This window comes from Tardiphaga sp., from assembly GCF_028290495.1.
Lineage (GTDB): Bacteria > Pseudomonadota > Alphaproteobacteria > Rhizobiales > Xanthobacteraceae > Tardiphaga.
Map to the genome: position 1 here is coordinate 1 of NZ_JAQGJT010000082.1, position 15,529 is coordinate 15,529.

Consider the following 15,529-nt stretch of genomic DNA (forward strand, 5'->3'; position numbering starts at 1 on the left):
CTGCGCGATCTGGCCGACCGGCTCGATCGCGACACGGCGCTGCGGCCGATCGCGGCCAAGCTGCTCTATATCGAGCAGCCGATGCCGCGCGACATCACAAGGCAATCGCCGCTCGGAAAATTGTCGAACCGCGATTTCATCATCGATGAAGCCGACGATTCCTATGATGCATTTCCGGCCGCGAAGGCGCTCGGTTATCGCGGTATCTCCTCGAAATCCTGCAAGGGCATCTACAAGTCGATCGTCAACGCGACGCGCGCGGCGAAATGGAGCGCTGCCGGCGATGCCTATTTCATCACCGGCGAGGATCTCACCTGCCAGGCCGGGCTCGGTGTGCAGCAAGATCTGGCGCTTGGCGCGCTGATCGGTGTCACCCACGCCGAGCGCAACGGCCATCATTATGTCGATGGCTTTGGCGAAGCACCTGCGGAAGAGGCTGAAGCGTTTCTCGAAGCGCATCCGGATCTCTACCGCCGCGACGGCGACGTGATCCGGCTCGACATTCACGACGGCGATCTCCTGACGGGATCGCTGACCTCTGCCGGATTTGCATCCGGCGCCCATCCGGACTGGACGGCGTTGTCGCCGCTCCAGCGCCCCAGAACAAAAATCCTGTTGGAGAACTGACTATGGCTGTCCACCGCCTCGGCATCATCATGAACGGCATTACCGGCCGTATGGGTCTCAACCAGCATCTCGTACGCTCGATCGTGGCGATCCGCGCGCAAGGCGGCGTGACGCTGAAGAATGGCGATCGCATGATGCCGGATCCGATCCTAGTCGGCCGCAACGCCGAGAAGATCGAGGGTCTCGCCAAGAAGTACGGCATCGATCGCTGGACCACCGATCTCGATGAGGCGTTGAAGAACAAGGACGATACCATCTTCTTCGACGCCGCCACCACTCAGGCGCGTCCCGGCCTGCTCAACAAGGCGATCGAAGCCGGCAAGCACATCTATTGCGAGAAGCCGATCGCGACCAATCTGGCCGCGGCGCTCGACGTGATCCAGAAGGCCAACGCGAAGGGCCTCAAGCACGGCACCGTGCAGGACAAGCTGTTCCTGCCCGGCCTGAAGAAGCTGGCGATGCTGCGCGACTCGGGCTTCTTCGGAAAGATGCTCTCGGTGCGCGGCGAGTTCGGCTACTGGGTGTTCGAGGGCGACTGGCAGGAAGCGCAGCGGCCATCGTGGAACTACCGCGCCGAGGACGGCGGCGGCATGATTTTGGACATGGTCTGCCACTGGCGCTACGTGCTCGACAATTTGTTCGGCGAGGTCGAGAGCCTGACCTGCCTGGGCACCACCGACATTCCGGCGCGCTGGGACGAGCAGGGCAAGAAGTACACCGCGACCGCCGATGACTCGGCCTACGCGACCTTCAAGCTGAAGGACGGCGTCATTGCGCATATGAACATGTCGTGGGCGACGCGCGTCTATCGCGACGATCTCGTCACCTTCCAGGTCGATGGCACGCATGGTTCGGCGGTGGCCGGCCTCACGGAGTGCATGATCCAGGCGCGCCAGGCGACGCCGCGGCCGGTGTGGAATCCCGACGAGAAGCGCACCCACGATTTCTACGGCGACTGGCAGAAGGTGCCGGACAACGCCGTCTACGACAACGGCTTCAAGGAGCAGTGGGAGATGTTCATCCGCCACGTCTGCGAGGATGCGCCGTACAAATACACGCTGCTGGAAGGCGCCAAGGGCGTGCAGCTCGTCGAATGCGCGCTGGAAAGCTGGAAAGAACGCCGCTGGGTCGATGTGCCCAAGCTCACGGTCTGAGGTGATCTCATGAACAAGCCAGTCCAACCCATGTCCACTTTGTCGCTGAAGCTGCCGAAGGCCGATCGTTCGATCGAGACCTATCGGCTGGCGGCGTCGCGCACGTTTCCAATGAGGCTCGAGGGCAAGCTGAACCGCATCGCGTTTTCGGCCGCCCATGTGGTGGCCGATCCGCTCGCGGAATGTGACCCCTGGCTCAACAGCAAGATCGACTGGGACCGCACCATCGCGTTTCGCGAGCACGTCTGGGACCTCGGTCTCGGCGTCGCCGAAGCGATGGACACCGCGCAGCGCGGCATGGGCATGGACTGGCCGACCTCGCTGGAACTGATCCAGCGTTCCGTCGCGGCGGCGAAGCCACGGGGCGCGCTGGTGTACTCGGGCGCAGGCACCGACCACCTCGCGGTGGAAGACGCCCGGACGCTGGATGACGTAATCCACGCTTATGAGGAACAGATCGCGGCGATCGAGAAGGTCGGTGGCCGCATCATTCTGATGGCGTCGCGCGCGCTCGCCAAGCTTGGCAAGAGCGCCGAGGATTACGGCCGCGTCTATGACCGCGTGCTGTCGCAATGCAGCCAGCCGGTGATCATCCACTGGCTCGGCGACATGTTCGATCCGGCGCTGGCGAATTACTGGGGCACGACCAGCCTCGACGAAGCCATGGACATCGCGGTCGATGTCATCAACCGCAACGCTTCGAAGGTCGATGGCGTCAAGGTCTCGCTGCTCGACGCGCAGCGCGAGATCGACATGCGTCGCCGGCTCAAGCCCGAAGTGAAGATGTATACCGGCGACGACTTCAACTACGCCGAACTGATCGCCGGCGATGACAAGGGTTTCTCCCACGCGCTGCTTGGCATCTTCGACGCCATCGCGCCGGCTGCGTCCTACGCGCTGTCGCGGCTGGCGGCCGGCGACGACAAGGGCTTTCACGACGTGCTTGGGCCCACGGTGCCGTTGTCGCGCCATATATTCAAGGCGCCGACGCGCTTCTACAAGACCGGCATCGTTTTCATGGCCTATCTCAACGGTCATCAGGATCATTTCACCATGATTGGCGGTCAGGAGAGCACGCGCTCGACGCTGCATCTGGCCGAGCTGTTTCGTCTCGCCGATCAGGCCGGGCTGTTGTCGAACCCCGAACAGGCGACGCAGCGCATGAAGGCGATCCTCGCCGTTCGCGGGGTCGAGGCCTGATGCGCGATTTCTCCGGGGACCATCGCTGGCTGTCGCTGAATACGGCGACCGTTCGCAAGCAGGGCGATTTCGTTGCGATTGCGGACGCCTGTGGCAGGCACGGCATCCGCGGTGTCAGCCCGTGGCGCGACCAGGTCGCGACCGTCGGGCTCGAGAACGCCGTGCGTGCGGTTCGGGACAACGACCTCGAATTGTCCGGCTATTGTCGCGGCGGCATGTTCGTTGCCGACGAGGCGCACCGCGCGCAGGAGCACGACGACAACCGACGCTGCGTCGACGAGGCCGTGGCGCTGGGCGCGCCGTGCATCGTGCTGGTCGTCGGCGGCCTGCCGCAATATTCGCGGCCGGGCAGTGCGGCGTCGAAGGACATTGTCAACGCTCGCGCGCAGGTCGATGACGGCATCGCTGACATGATGGAGTACGCGAAGCAGGCCAGCATGCCGCTGGCGATCGAGCCGCTGCATCCGGCCTATGCCGCCGATCGCGCCTGCGTCAACACGACGGAGCAGGCGCTGGATATCTGCGACCGGCTCGACCCGAACCGTACCGGCATGCTCGGCGTCGCGCTTGACGTCTATCACATCTGGTGGGATCCGAAGCTGATGGGGCAGATCGTGCGTGCCGGCCGGGACCGCCTGCTGGCGTTCCACGTCTGCGACTGGCTGGTGCCGACGACGGACATCCTCAACGATCGCGGCATGATGGGTGACGGCGTGATTGATATCAAATCAGTGCGCGCCGCGGTGGAAGCGCAGGGCTTTGCCGGCTATTCCGAGATCGAGATCTTTTCCCACGGCTGGTGGGACAGGCCGATGGATGAGGTGTTGCAGACCTGCATCGAACGCCACAAGAGCGTGGTGTAGTTCGCCAAGCGACGCACGCTCTCTTACTTTCCCTCTCCCCTTGTGGGAGAGGGTGGCCGCGCATCAGCGTGGCCGGGTGAGGGGTAGCCCCGCACTCCGTCATTCCTCCTTATCCGACGCGGACTTCGTCCGCGCCACCTTCTCCCACAAGGGGAGAAGGAAGAAAGCGTAGCGCGCCGCTATTGCTCACATCGCCTTGGCGTTGATCTCGGCGTAGTTGCCCTTGGCGTCCCACTTGTAGACGACATAGTCGATCGCCTTGATGTCGCCCTTGGCGTCGAAGGCCATCTTGCCCAGCACGGTGTCCCATTCGCCGGCCTTGATGACGTCCATCACCTTCTTCGGATCGGTCGAGCCGGCTTTAGTTGCGGCTTGCGACCACACCTGGAAGGCTGCGTAGGTGTACAGCGTGTAGCCTTCGGGATCGATGTTCTTGGCCTTGAACTTCTCGACGATCGCTTTTGCGGTCGGCTTGTTGCGCGGGTCGGGGCCGAAGGTGAACAGCGTGCCTTCGGCGGCGGGGCCGGTGATCGAGGCGAATTCCTTGTCATTCATGGCGTCGCCAGCCATCAGCAGGGTTTTGAGGCCCTGGTCGCGCATCTGGCGCAGGATCAGGCCGGCTTCCTGATGGTAGCCGCCGATATAGACCAGATCGATATTGTCGCGCTTCAGGCGGGAGACGATCGAGTTAAAATCCTTATCGCCCTTGTTGTAGCTCTCGAACATCTTTTCGGTGAAGCCGGCCTTGTTGAGCGCCTTCTTGGTCTCGTCGGCGAGACCCTTGCCGTAGGTGGTCTTGTCGTTGAGAATCGCGACGTTCTTGCCGGCAAAATTCTTGGCGATGTAGTCGGCGGCGATCAGGCCCTGCTGGTCGTCGCGTCCGCAGACGCGCAGCACGTTCCACAGCTTGCGTTCGGTGAACAGCGGATTGGTCGAGGCCGGCGTGATCTGCAGCACGTTGCCGTCCGCGTAGGCCTCCGAGGCCGGGATCGACGACGACGAGCAGAAGTGGCCGGCGACGAACGGCACGCCGCCCGACGCGATCTTTTCGGCCACCGAGCGCGCCTGTTTGGGATCGCAGCCGTCGTCGCCGACTTGCAGCGCCAGTTTCTTGCCGAGCACGCCGCCGGCCGCGTTGAGATCCACCACCGCCTGTTCGGCACCGTTCTTCATCTGCCGGCCGAACGCGGATTCGCTGCCGGTCATCGGACCGGCGACAGCGACCTTGATGTCCTGCGCGAAGGCGGCACTCGACAGCAATGATGCGGCGAACGCCAGGCCAAGGAGCTTGATGGGTTTCATGATGATCCTCGCAATGATCGGGACGGCCGGGGCCGCGGGCAACTTCGGCGGTATTGTCCGCTGATTTGAGGCCTAAGTCATCGGCAAATTTGGGGGCGGGCGGCACCCCGCCGCCGCATCTTGCCGCAGTGGTTCGTTTTCTGGACCCGCTGCAGCGTCCTTCACGCTGCTGCGCGTCCGGGGAACGAGAGAGAGGCGTTACGCTTTCCGTCCGCCTTCGAGATAGGCCGAGCGGATTTCGGGCGCGCGCAGCAGTTCGGCGCCGCTGCCGGATAGCGTGATCAGCCCGTTGACCATGACGTAGCCGCGGTGTGCCAGGCGCAGCGCGTGGTTGGCGTTCTGCTCGACGATCAGCACGGTGAGGCCGTCGGTCCTGTTGAGCTCGCGGATGGCGTCGAAAATCTGTTTGGCGATCAGGGGCGCCAGGCCGAGCGAGGGCTCGTCGAGCAGCAGCAGGCGCGGGCGGCTCATCAGCGCGCGGCCGATCGCCAGCATCTGCTGCTCGCCGCCGGAGAGTGTGCCGCCGCGCTGGAACATGCGCTCCTTGAGCCGCGGAAACAGCGTCAGTGCCTTTTCAATGCTGGAGGCGCGTTCCGCCGGGGTGCTTTCGGTAACGTCGGCGCCCATCTGCAGGTTTTCCGCCACGCTCATGCGCGGAAAAATACGACGGCCTTCGGGCGATTGCGCGATGCGCATCCGCGCGATCTCGTGGGTCGGCAGGGCCGTGATATCCTGGCCGTCATATTCGATCGTACCGGCGCGCGCCCGTGGCCGGCCGAAGATCGTCATCATCAGCGTCGACTTGCCGGCGCCGTTGGCGCCGATCAGTGCCACGATCTCGCCTTTGGCGATCTCCAGATCGATGCCGCGCAGGGCTTCGATCTTGCCGTAGGAGGCGCACAGGCCGCGGATGGCGAGCATGGGGGGTGAGGGAGACGTCATCGAATGACCTCTCCGTCGTCATGGCCGGCCTTGTGCCGGCCATCCACGAAACCACATACGCCGTCGTTTGCGGGCGTGGATGGCCGGGACAGGCCCGGCCATGACGGAGTTTGGCGTTGCCGTCTCACAGTCCCAGCTCCGCTTCGAGGGCTTCGACTTCCTCGTCCTCGACGCCGAGATAGGCGGCAATCACCTTGGGATTGTCGCGGATCGCTTGCGGCGTGCCGTCGGCGATCTTGACGCCGTAGTCCAGCACCACGATGTGGTCAGAGATTTCCATCACCACCGACATGTCGTGTTCGATCAGCAGGATCGAGGTGCCGTGCTCGGCGCGAATCTTGAGCAGTAGTTCGCTGAGCGCCGCGCTCTCGCGCGCGTTGAGCCCGGCGGCGGGTTCGTCGAGGCACAACAGCGCCGGCTCGGTGCACATCGCGCGCGCGATTTCGAGCCGGCGCTGGTCGCCGTAGGGCAATTCGCCGGCGGCGTCGTCGGCGCGCGGCAACAGGCCTATCTGGTCGAGCCAGTAGCGGGCGAGGTCGATCGCCGCCTTCTCGGCGGCGCGGTAGGACGGGACGCCGAACAGGCCGAGAAAGGTGTAGCCCGACGCCTTCATCAGCGCGTTGTGCTGCGCCACCATCAGGTTTTCCAGCGCGGTCATGCCGGGAAACAGCCGGATGTTCTGAAACGTGCGCGCGACCTTGGCGATCTTGGAAATGCGGAAGTCGTTGAGCTTCTCCAGCCGCCACTCGTGGTCGTGATGGCCAAGCCGCATGGTGCCGGCGCTGGGCTTGTAGAAGCCGGTGATGCAATTGAACACGGTGGTCTTGCCGGCCCCGTTCGGCCCGATCAAAGCGGTGATCTTGCCGCGCTCGGCGGAGAACGACAGGTCATTGACGGCGACGATGCCGCCGAAGCGCATCGCCAGATGTTCGACGCTGAGGATGTCGTCGCGGCTCATGCGTGGCTTTCCTCGACCCGTTCGGCCGAGATCACCGTGCTGTGGCGCAGATAGACCGTGGGCGCGCGATGGCCGATCAGCCCGCGCGGGCGCCAGATCATCAGCAGCACCATGGCTGCGCCGAACACCAGCATGCGGTACTGGTCGAGCCCGCGGAATAGCTCAAACCCGCCGATCATCGCCACCGCCGCCAGCGCCACGCCGAGCTGCGAGCCCATGCCGCCGAGCACGACGATCGCCAGCACCAGCGCCGATTCCTGGAAGGTGAAGGATTCCGGGCTGATGAAGCCCTGACGCGTGGCGAAGAACGCGCCCGCGAAACCGGCGAACATCGCGCCGGTGGCAAAGGCCGTGAGCTTGGTCGTCGTGGTGTTGATGCCGAGCGCGCGGCAGGCGACTTCGTCCTCGCGCAGGGCTTCCCAGGCGCGGCCGATCGGCAGGCCGCGCAACCGGATCGTCACCCAGTTGGTCAGCAGCGCCAGCGCCAGGATGACGTAGAACAGGAAAACAATGCGATGCGTCGGCGAGAAAGCGATGCCGAGCTTGGCGGCAAGGCCGTCGTCGCCGGGCGTTAGCGGGATGCCGAAGAAGGAGGGCCGCGGGATGCCCGAGATGCCGTTCGGGCCGCCGGTCAGATCCTGCCAGTTGATGATCACGAGGCGGACGATCTCGCCGAACGCCAGCGTGACGATCGCCAGATAGTCGCCGCGCAATCGCAGCACAGGAAAGCCGAGCAGCACGCCGAAAAAGGCGGCGAGGATGCCGGCCAGCGGCAGGCAGATCCAGAACGACAGGCCGAACGTCGTCGCCAGCAGCGCGTAGGAATAGGCGCCGACGGCATAGAACGCGACATAGCCGAGGTCGAGCAGGCCGGCGAGGCCGACCACGACGTTGAGGCCCCAGCCGAGCATCACGTAAGTCAGCACGAGAATGCCGAGATCGAGGATGTAGCGCTGGTCGTAGAAGATCACCGGCAGCAGGAAGGTGAACACCAGCAGCACCGGCGCGATGCCGCGTCGCGCGACGGCCAGCGCCTTCTGCGTTCCCGGCGGCACGATGCGGGCGGTGTCGACCGGACCCCACCAGTAGCGCAGCAGCTCCATCATGATCGAGCCGCCGAACACCACAGCGACCATGGTGGCGAGGTCGCCGAACCGCGTCCAGTAGATCAACTGTCCGGAAGGGCCGGCCTCGGTGCGCACGCCGATCATCAGCGAGAATAGCACCAAGGCCACGATGGCCGAGATCAGCGCCTTCTTGAAAATGAACGCGACATCCGGGCCGCGCGGGGTCGGGGCGGTGCGCGCGAGGGCTGCCACGGCGCCGCCGTCAAACTTTTTCGACTTCCGGCCGGCCGAGCAGGCCGGTCGGAAGGAAGATCAGCACGACGATCAGGATCGCGAACGCCGCGACGTCCTTGTATTCCGTCGAGAAGTAGGCTGCCCACAGGGTTTCGATCAAGCCGATCAGGAGGCCGCCGAGCATCGCGCCGGGCAGCGAGCCGATGCCGCCGAGCACGGCGGCGGTGAACGCCTTGATGCCGGCGACGAAGCCCATGAAGAAATCGACCAGGCCGTAATACAGCAGGTACATCATGCCGGCGACGGCGGCGAGCGCGGCGCCGATCACAAACGTCATGGAAATGGTGCGGTCGACATCGACGCCGAGCAGGGCGGCCATCGTCTGGTCCTGCTCGCAGGCTCGCATGTCGCGGCCGAGCCGGGTCTTTGCGACCAGCCAGGTGAACACGCCGAGCAGCAGCACGGTGGTGACGACGACGACGATCTGCACGTTGGAGAGCTGTACCGCGAAGCCGGAGGGGCCTTCATGCAGCGTGTAGCCGCCGGTGATGATCGGCGGCACCGGCTTGACGCGGGCGCCCTGCGCGACCTGCGAATAGTTGGACAGCACGAACGACATGCCGATCGCCGACAGCATCGGGGCGAGGCGGAAGGAGTGGCGCAGCGGCCGGTAGGCGATGCGCTCGATGGTCCAGCCATACAGCGCGGTGACGGCCATCGAAACCAGCAGCACGATCAGCAGGATCACCGGCACGAAGCTGAGGCCGATCGAGACCAGGATCAGGAAGGTGATCAGCGCGATGAAGCCGCCAATCATGAAAATGTCGCCGTGGGCAAAGTTGATCATGCCGACAATGCCGTAGACCATCGTGTAGCCGATCGCGATCAGGCCGTAGATCGAGCCGAGCACGAGGCCGTTGATCAGTTGCTGGGCGAAATAATCCATGCGCTGCCGTGTTCGCGTGAGGGCGAAACTGTTCCCGGCGCTGGAAACGCTGCTTCGCCTGCCGTTTTCTAACAGCGGGAATCAGGACCGGCAACCATGCCCGCTGCGGCTAAGTTGAGCTGTACATGCTGTTTTTCTTGGCCATTTTCGCGCCGGACGGGCCGGGATGCCGACCATCGGGCAAGGTGTCCGGTTCCGCGTTAGGGTTAACAAATGGTTTAGATTGTCCCTCCAATGCCACCGGCCTTATCGTCCGCTGCGGCTTGGCGCCGCGCGGGGCGGCGTGGCGAGATGATCCAGAACTGGCGTATCAGCAGCTTCAACGGCGCGCTTCTGGCGTGCTATTTCATTCCGACGTGGACCATCGCGGCCTTCCGGATCATGATCTCGCCGCTGCAGGGGGTCTATGAGCGCCCCAACGTGGCGCTGGTGCTGTTCATGAGCGACCACCTGCATCTCACGACCATGAGCACGGTGCGCTATGCGTGGCTGATGGCGCTCGGCAAGCTGACGGTGGTGGCGTTCTTCGGGGTGTTTCTGGTGTTCACGACGCGCGCCTCGATCCGCCAGACCGGCGGCTGCGACGAGGCGCTGGCGATGGCGCTCGGCCTCGGAAGCTTCATCAGCTTCGCCAGCATGATCATGGCCTCGAAGGTCGGCCAGACCGTGGCCATGCAACTGCACGCGACCGAACTGCTGCTGTTGCTCGGCACCGCCGTGCTGATGGCATTCGAGCCGCCGCTGGTCCGCGTGCCGGAACCCGAGAGCCGCGCGCAGCCGGCGCGCGATCGCGAATTCTATACCTTGAGCAGCCCGAGTTCCTGAATGATCGCTGCGGCTTCCTTGGTGGCATGGTTGGCCGCCGGCACGCCGCAATAGATCGCCTGCTGCAGCAGGATTTCCTTGATGTCGTCCGGCGTGAAGCCGCCTTCGACAAGCGCCGCGCGAACGTGCATGCGGAATTCATCCCACTGGCCCAGCGCCAGCATCGTGCCGATCACAAGCACGCGCCGCGTGCGCTCCTCGAAATGCGGCCGCGTCCAGATCTCGCCCCAGGCGTAGCGGCTGATCAGATCGAGAAACTCGGCGTTGAAGCGGTTCTTGCCGGCGGCTGATTTATCGACCCAGGCATTGCCGAGCACCTTGCGGCGCTGCGCGGTGCCGTTCTCGCTGCGTTGCTGTTCGTCCATGGAAGTTCTCCTTTCGTCATTGCGGGGGAGCGAAGCGACGAAGCAATCCAGTTCTTGCTCGTTGCCTCTGGATTGCCTCGCGGAGCCTGTCGTCGGGCGGCGCTATGCGCCGACCCGATGGCTCGCAATGACGGCTGTCAGCGTTGCGTCAGGAAGCCGACCACCGCATCGGTAAACGCGTGCGGCTGTTCGACGTTGGAGATGTGCGCGGCGTCCAGAATGGTCAGGCTGGCGCCGGGGATCTGGCTGCGGATGAATTCGCCGGCGGCGACCGGCGTAGCCATGTCCTGGCGGCCGGCGATCACCAGCGTCGGGCTCTTGATCCTCGGCAACAGCGCGCGCTGGTCGAGCGTACTCAGCGCCTCGCAGGCGGCGAGGTAGCCTTCGGGCGGGCAGGCGAGCAGCATCGCCTTCATGTTGGCGGTGATCGCAGGCTCGCGCTCACGGAAATCGGCGGTGAGCCAGCCTCCGATCACTGCGTCTGCCACGGCGGCGAGGCCGCCCTCGCGCACCGCCTTGATGCGGTTGAGCCAGTTGGTGGGATCCGGATAGTAGCTCGACGTGTTGGACAGGATGATGCGGTCGAAGCGTTCGGGGGCGTTGGCGCCGAGCCATTGCCCGACCATGCCGCCCATCGACAGTCCGCACCAGTGCACCTTGTCGATGTTGAGATCGTCGAGGATCGCCAGTACGTCGCGGCCGTAACGCTCCATCGAGGCGGCGCCAGCCGGGCCGGACTTGCCGTGGCCGCGGCGGTCGTAGCGGATGACGCGGAACAGTTTGGTCAACGCCGCCATCTGCGGTTCCCACATCTGCATCGTGGTGCCCAGCGAATTCGACAGCATCAGCGTCGGGCCGCCGTCGCGGCCTTCGACTGAAACATTCAGCAGGCATCCATCGGCGTCGATCATCGGCATTTTTGTCTCCGTGTTTTCTTAATTGGGTGCGAGCGAGGCGAGCAGGCGGTCGATCAGGGCCTGAGAAACGCCCTGATAGGCCATCGGCTCGAACAGTTTTGCGATTTTTTCGGCGCCAAGCTGTGCGGTGACGCGGACGTCTCCGGTCAGCACGTCGCGCAGATGTCTCTTGTCGGCGACAGCCTTTTTCGTGGCGGCCTCAACCAGATGATGCGCGTCGCTCTTGCCGAGCTTTTCGGCCAGCGCGAAGGTCACGGCTTCGGCCATGATCAGGCCGTGGGTGGCGTCGAGGTTGAGCAGCATCCTGATGGCATCGACCTCCAGCCCTTCGGCGATATCGACGATCGCGGCGAGGGCGCCCGACGTCACCAGCAGCAGCGTCGGCAGCGTCGGCCACTCGGCGTGCCACGGCCCGGCGCTGCGTTCATGGTCCTGCACCTGCGCGGCGAAGATCGTCGCCGCCAGATTTGGCGCCATCGTCGCCGCGGACAGCGCGATCGCCGAGGCCACCGGATTGCGCTTGTGCGGCATCGTCGAGGAGCCGCCGCGGCCAGCGCCGGATGGCTCGAAGGCCTCGCCGACATCGGTCTGCATCATCAGCGAGACATCGCGGGCGATCTTGCCTGTGGTGCCGCAGAGGATCGCCATGACCGAGGCGATTTCGGCGATGCGGTCGCGGTGGGTATGCCACGGCGCGTCGGGCAGCGGCAGGTTCAACTCCTGCGCCAGCGCGTCGGCGACGACGAGGCCCTTGTCGCCGAGAGCAGCCAGCGTGCCGGCCGCGCCGCCGAACTGCAGGGCCAGACCGTCTTGGCACAGCCGCCGCAGGCGCAGGCGCGTGCGGTGCAGGGCCGCGGCATATTCGGCGAGCTTGAGCCCGAACGGCATCGGCAGCGCATGCTGCAGCCAGGTGCGGGCCACCACGGCTGTGTCGCGATGCGTTTGCGCCAGCCTGGCGAAGCCCGCAATGGCGCGGTCGAGATCGGCCAGCAGCGCGTCGATCGCGGCGCGCAGGCCGAGCATGGTCGCGGTATCGATCACATCCTGGCTGGTGGCGCCCCAATGCACGTAGCGCGCGGCGTCCTTGTCGGTCTTCGCCACCTCGGCCGTCAGCATCTTGACCAGCGGGATCGCCAGGTTGCCGGAGCGGGGGGCGGCATCTGCGAGTTCTGCCAGGTCGAATCGTTCGGCGCGGCAGGCGGCCTCGATCGCCGGCACGGCGCTGGCTGGAATAACGCCAGTGGCTGCTTCGGCGCGCGCCAGCGCGGCCTCGAAGTCAAGCATGTGCTGCAGCGTGGCAAGGTCGTCGCAGACGTCGCGCATGGCGGGACTGGACAGCAGCGGCGCCAGCAAGGGGGAGAGGGATGTGCTCATCTGCGCGCGACCTAATCATCCCCGGCGGCCGCTGCCAATAGCTTCCATGGCGCCAGTATGTTGCGGCGCGAAGATGCGCCATATCCACGCAGACGGTACTCTTTCTTTTGCGCGCCTCGTGGTCTACTTGGGATTGCCCGTCAATTTGGGACGGCGTCAAATTCAGGAGATGTCCGATGGCCATGACGATGAGCGGCGAAGTCCAGCTCGCCGCGCCGCGCGAAGTGGTGTGGACCAAACTCAATGATCCCGCGGTGTTGAAGGCCTGCATCCCCGGCTGCGAAGAACTCGAAGTGACCGAAGATGGCGGCTTTCGTGCCGTCGCCAAGATGAAAGTCGGGCCGGTGTCGGCACGCTTCAAGGGCAAGGTCGCGCTGTCCGATCTCGATCCGCCGAACGGCTACAAGATCTCTGGCGAAGGCGAAGGCGGCATCGCCGGGTTCGCCAAGGGCGGCGCGGTGGTCGGCCTCACCGACAAGGACGGCGGCACGCTGCTGACCTACAATGTTGAAGCCCAGATCGGCGGCAAGCTGGCCCAACTCGGCCAGCGGCTGATCAACGGTTCGGCCAAGAAGATCGCCGACGAGTTCTTCTCGAACTTCGCCAAGGCGGTTCAGGGGTAAGACGTTTCGGGGCTGGCCGTGCGGCCGGCCCCACGATCAAGTCTTGTTGATTTCCGCGCCATGCTGCGCCCAAAACACATGCGAGACCCTCCCTGGCTTGATATTGCTCATTGCCGGGATGGGCCATATTATGCCTTTGGAATGATTTTAATAACCGTTCGGCCACGCGATGGCGGCGCGGATGAAGAGAGTGCATATGGCCAAAGTCTCCATGATCGTGAACGGCAATCCCGTCACCGGCAATATCGATCCGCGGACGCTGCTGGTGCAGTTTCTGCGTGAGAACCTGCGGCTGACCGGCACCCATGTCGGCTGCGACACCTCGCAATGCGGCGCCTGCGTCGTGCATCTCGACGGCAAGGCCGTGAAGTCCTGCACGACGCTCGCCGTGATGTGCGACGGCCACGAGGTCAAAACGATCGAAGGGCTGGCCGCTGACGGCGCGCCGCTGCATCCGATGCAGGAAGCGTTTCGCGAGCATCACGGCCTGCAGTGTGGCTTCTGTACCCCCGGCATGATCATGACCGCGGTCGACCTGGTGCACCGCAAGGGCCACGACCTCAGCGATCACCTGATCCGCGAAGAGCTCGAGGGCAACCTGTGCCGTTGCACCGGCTACCAGAACATCGTCGAGTCGATCGCCGCCGGCGCAAAGGCGATGGCGAATTCCGACCTCGCGTAACTCGCACGACGATCAGGGACACCCCAGGGAAACCTCATGTACGAATTCAAATATCATCGTCCGGAGACCGTGCGTCAGGCCGCCAACCTCCTGCTCAAGAATGAAGACGCCAAGCTGATCTCCGGCGGCCATACGCTGGTGCCGGTAATGAAGCAGCGCCTCGCCGCGCCGCCGCACATCGTCGATCTGTCACATGTCCAGGGTCTCGACGGCATCGAGATCAAAGGCCGTTCGCTGGTGATCGGCGCGCTCGCCAAGCACGCCGCGGTCGCTGAATCCGCCGTTGTCGGCGAAGCCTTCCCGGCGCTGGCCGAACTGGCCGCTTTGATCGGAGACCCCGCCGTGCGCCACAAGGGCACCATCGGCGGCTCGCTCGCCAACAACGATCCGACTGCCGACTATCCCGCGGCCGTACTGGCGACGGGCGCCACCATCGTCACCAACAAGCGCAAGCTGAAGCCGGAAGAGTTCTTTCAGGGCCTGTTCACCACGGCGCTGGAGCCGGACGAGATCATCACCAAGATCTCGTTCCCGCTGCCGAAGAAGGCTGCCTATATCAAGTTCCGCAATCAGGCCTCGCGCTACGCGCTGGTCGGCGTGTTCATCGCCAGACGTCCGTCGGATGTCCGCGTCACCGTCACCGGCGCGGGCTCCGACGGTGTGTTCCGGGTCGAGGCTTTCGAGCTGGCGCTGCAGAAACGTTTCTCGCCGAAGGCGCTGGAAGGTCTCAGCGTTCCCGCCGAAGGTCTCAACAGCGACCTGCACGGCAGCGCCGAATATCGTGCCCACCTGATCGGCGTGCTGGCCAAGCGCGCCGTCGAAGCCGCCAACGCCCGGAGCTGATCGATCAGCTCCGTCACCACCACGTTCGCTTTTCCGAGATCGGCTCATCCATGACTGCGACATCGGCGCCTCCCACCTCCGTCGATGCGACGCTGGAAATGTTGACCTCGCGCGGTTATCTCGCCGAGCGCTCGCTGGCCACCGTGGTGTTTCTGGCGCTGCGCATGGGCCGGCCGCTGTTTCTCGAGGGCGAGGCCGGCGTCGGCAAGACCGAGATCGCCAAGGTGCTGTCGTCGACGCTCGGTCGGCGGCTGATCCGGCTGCAGTGCTACGAAGGTCTCGACGTTGCCTCCGCGGTCTATGAGTGGAATTACGCCGCGCAGATGATCGCGATCCGCGCCTCCGAAGCGGAGGGCGAGCGCGACAGCAAGCGCATCCAGAACGATGTGTTCTCCGAGCGCTTCCTGATCAAGCGGCCGCTGTTGCAGGCGCTGGAGCCGGATCCGGCGGGAGCGCCGGTGCTGCTGATCGACGAGCTCGACCGCGCCGACGAGGCATTCGAAGCGTTCCTGCTGGAAGTGCTGGCCGATTTCCAGGTCACCATTCCGGAGCTGGGAACCGTTAAAGCCGCGCAGCCGCCGATCGTCATCATCACCTCGAATCGCAC

16 protein-coding genes and 1 pseudogene are annotated in these 15,529 nt (G+C 64.7%); 9 read left to right on the top strand and 8 right to left on the bottom strand.

Annotation, left to right across the window (positions count from 1 at the left end; translation table 11 throughout):
* The 4 genes and pseudogenes from JWQ24_RS14390 to JWQ24_RS14405 form a co-directional block, all read left to right on the top strand.
* Positions 1 to 627: pseudogene (locus JWQ24_RS14390) on the top strand (hypothetical protein); the annotation flags it as partial.
* A 2-nt stretch (positions 628 to 629) separates the two neighbouring features.
* Positions 630 to 1,781, top strand: a complete 1,152-nt coding sequence (locus tag JWQ24_RS14395; protein ID WP_299809106.1) for a Gfo/Idh/MocA family oxidoreductase — start codon at positions 630 to 632, stop codon at positions 1,779 to 1,781.
* Between the two features lie 9 nt (positions 1,782 to 1,790).
* Positions 1,791 to 2,981, top strand: a complete 1,191-nt coding sequence (locus JWQ24_RS14400; RefSeq protein ID WP_299809108.1) for a dihydrodipicolinate synthase family protein — start codon at positions 1,791 to 1,793, stop codon at positions 2,979 to 2,981.
* The gene (locus JWQ24_RS14405; RefSeq protein ID WP_299809110.1) at positions 2,981 to 3,844 is read left to right on the top strand and encodes a sugar phosphate isomerase/epimerase family protein; all 864 of its coding nucleotides are present in this window, start codon (positions 2,981 to 2,983) and stop codon (positions 3,842 to 3,844) included. The genes JWQ24_RS14400 and JWQ24_RS14405 overlap by 1 nt, the downstream gene beginning before the upstream one ends.
* Before the next feature lie 186 nt (positions 3,845 to 4,030).
* Here JWQ24_RS14405 and JWQ24_RS14410 read toward each other — a convergent pair whose 3' ends face one another.
* From JWQ24_RS14410 to JWQ24_RS14430, 5 genes are all read right to left on the bottom strand, one after another.
* Positions 4,031 to 5,146: a branched-chain amino acid ABC transporter substrate-binding protein gene (locus JWQ24_RS14410; RefSeq protein ID WP_299809112.1), complete on the bottom strand. Its 1,116-nt coding sequence runs from the start codon at positions 5,144 to 5,146 to the stop codon at positions 4,031 to 4,033.
* A 198-nt stretch (positions 5,147 to 5,344) separates the two neighbouring features.
* Positions 5,345 to 6,088, bottom strand: a complete 744-nt coding sequence (locus JWQ24_RS14415; protein WP_299809113.1) for an ABC transporter ATP-binding protein — start codon at positions 6,086 to 6,088, stop codon at positions 5,345 to 5,347.
* Between the two features lie 124 nt (positions 6,089 to 6,212).
* On the bottom strand, positions 6,213 to 7,046 hold the full coding sequence (locus JWQ24_RS14420) for an ABC transporter ATP-binding protein (protein WP_299809115.1): 834 nt from the start codon (positions 7,044 to 7,046) through the stop codon (positions 6,213 to 6,215).
* Positions 7,043 to 8,365, bottom strand: coding sequence for a high-affinity branched-chain amino acid ABC transporter permease LivM (gene livM / locus JWQ24_RS14425; RefSeq protein ID WP_299809117.1), 1,323 nt, complete (start codon positions 8,363 to 8,365; stop codon positions 7,043 to 7,045). Before livM ends, JWQ24_RS14420 begins: the two co-directional genes overlap by 4 nt.
* A 10-nt stretch (positions 8,366 to 8,375) precedes the next feature.
* On the bottom strand, positions 8,376 to 9,293 hold the full coding sequence (locus JWQ24_RS14430; RefSeq protein WP_299809120.1) for a branched-chain amino acid ABC transporter permease LivH: 918 nt from the start codon (positions 9,291 to 9,293) through the stop codon (positions 8,376 to 8,378).
* A gap of 291 nt (positions 9,294 to 9,584) precedes the next feature.
* Between JWQ24_RS14430 and JWQ24_RS14435 the strand changes: the two genes are divergently transcribed.
* Positions 9,585 to 10,118, top strand: a complete 534-nt coding sequence (locus JWQ24_RS14435; protein ID WP_299809123.1) for a hypothetical protein — start codon at positions 9,585 to 9,587, stop codon at positions 10,116 to 10,118.
* On the opposite strand, the gene JWQ24_RS14440 is transcribed toward JWQ24_RS14435, so the two are convergent.
* From JWQ24_RS14440 to JWQ24_RS14450, 3 genes are all read right to left on the bottom strand, one after another.
* A complete protein-coding gene (locus JWQ24_RS14440; RefSeq protein WP_299809126.1) occupies positions 10,091 to 10,483 on the bottom strand; it encodes a carboxymuconolactone decarboxylase family protein in 393 nt (130 codons plus the stop codon). The two genes, JWQ24_RS14435 and JWQ24_RS14440, sit on opposite strands and share 28 nt — an antisense overlap.
* Before the next feature lie 137 nt (positions 10,484 to 10,620).
* Complete coding sequence (gene pcaD / locus JWQ24_RS14445; RefSeq protein WP_299809129.1) at positions 10,621 to 11,400, bottom strand: 3-oxoadipate enol-lactonase; 780 nt, start codon at positions 11,398 to 11,400, stop codon at positions 10,621 to 10,623.
* Positions 11,401 to 11,418: 18 nt separating this feature from the next.
* Positions 11,419 to 12,774, bottom strand: coding sequence for a 3-carboxy-cis,cis-muconate cycloisomerase (locus JWQ24_RS14450; RefSeq protein ID WP_299809132.1), 1,356 nt, complete (start codon positions 12,772 to 12,774; stop codon positions 11,419 to 11,421).
* Positions 12,775 to 12,950: 176 nt separating this feature from the next.
* Here JWQ24_RS14450 and JWQ24_RS14455 point away from each other — a divergent pair, with 176 nt between their 5' ends.
* From JWQ24_RS14455 to JWQ24_RS14470, 4 genes are all read left to right on the top strand, one after another.
* A complete protein-coding gene (locus JWQ24_RS14455) occupies positions 12,951 to 13,397 on the top strand; it encodes a carbon monoxide dehydrogenase subunit G (RefSeq protein WP_299809135.1) in 447 nt (148 codons plus the stop codon).
* Positions 13,398 to 13,593: 196 nt separating this feature from the next.
* Positions 13,594 to 14,079: a (2Fe-2S)-binding protein gene (locus tag JWQ24_RS14460; protein WP_299809138.1), complete on the top strand. Its 486-nt coding sequence runs from the start codon at positions 13,594 to 13,596 to the stop codon at positions 14,077 to 14,079.
* Positions 14,080 to 14,115: 36 nt separating this feature from the next.
* Positions 14,116 to 14,922 carry a xanthine dehydrogenase family protein subunit M gene (locus tag JWQ24_RS14465; protein WP_299809141.1) on the top strand — a complete coding sequence of 269 codons (807 nt, stop codon included), beginning with the start codon at positions 14,116 to 14,118 and terminating at the stop codon, positions 14,920 to 14,922.
* Positions 14,923 to 14,972: 50 nt separating this feature from the next.
* Positions 14,973 to 15,529 (top strand): MoxR family ATPase (locus tag JWQ24_RS14470; RefSeq protein WP_299809144.1); only part of this gene is annotated, 557 nt, incomplete at its 3' end.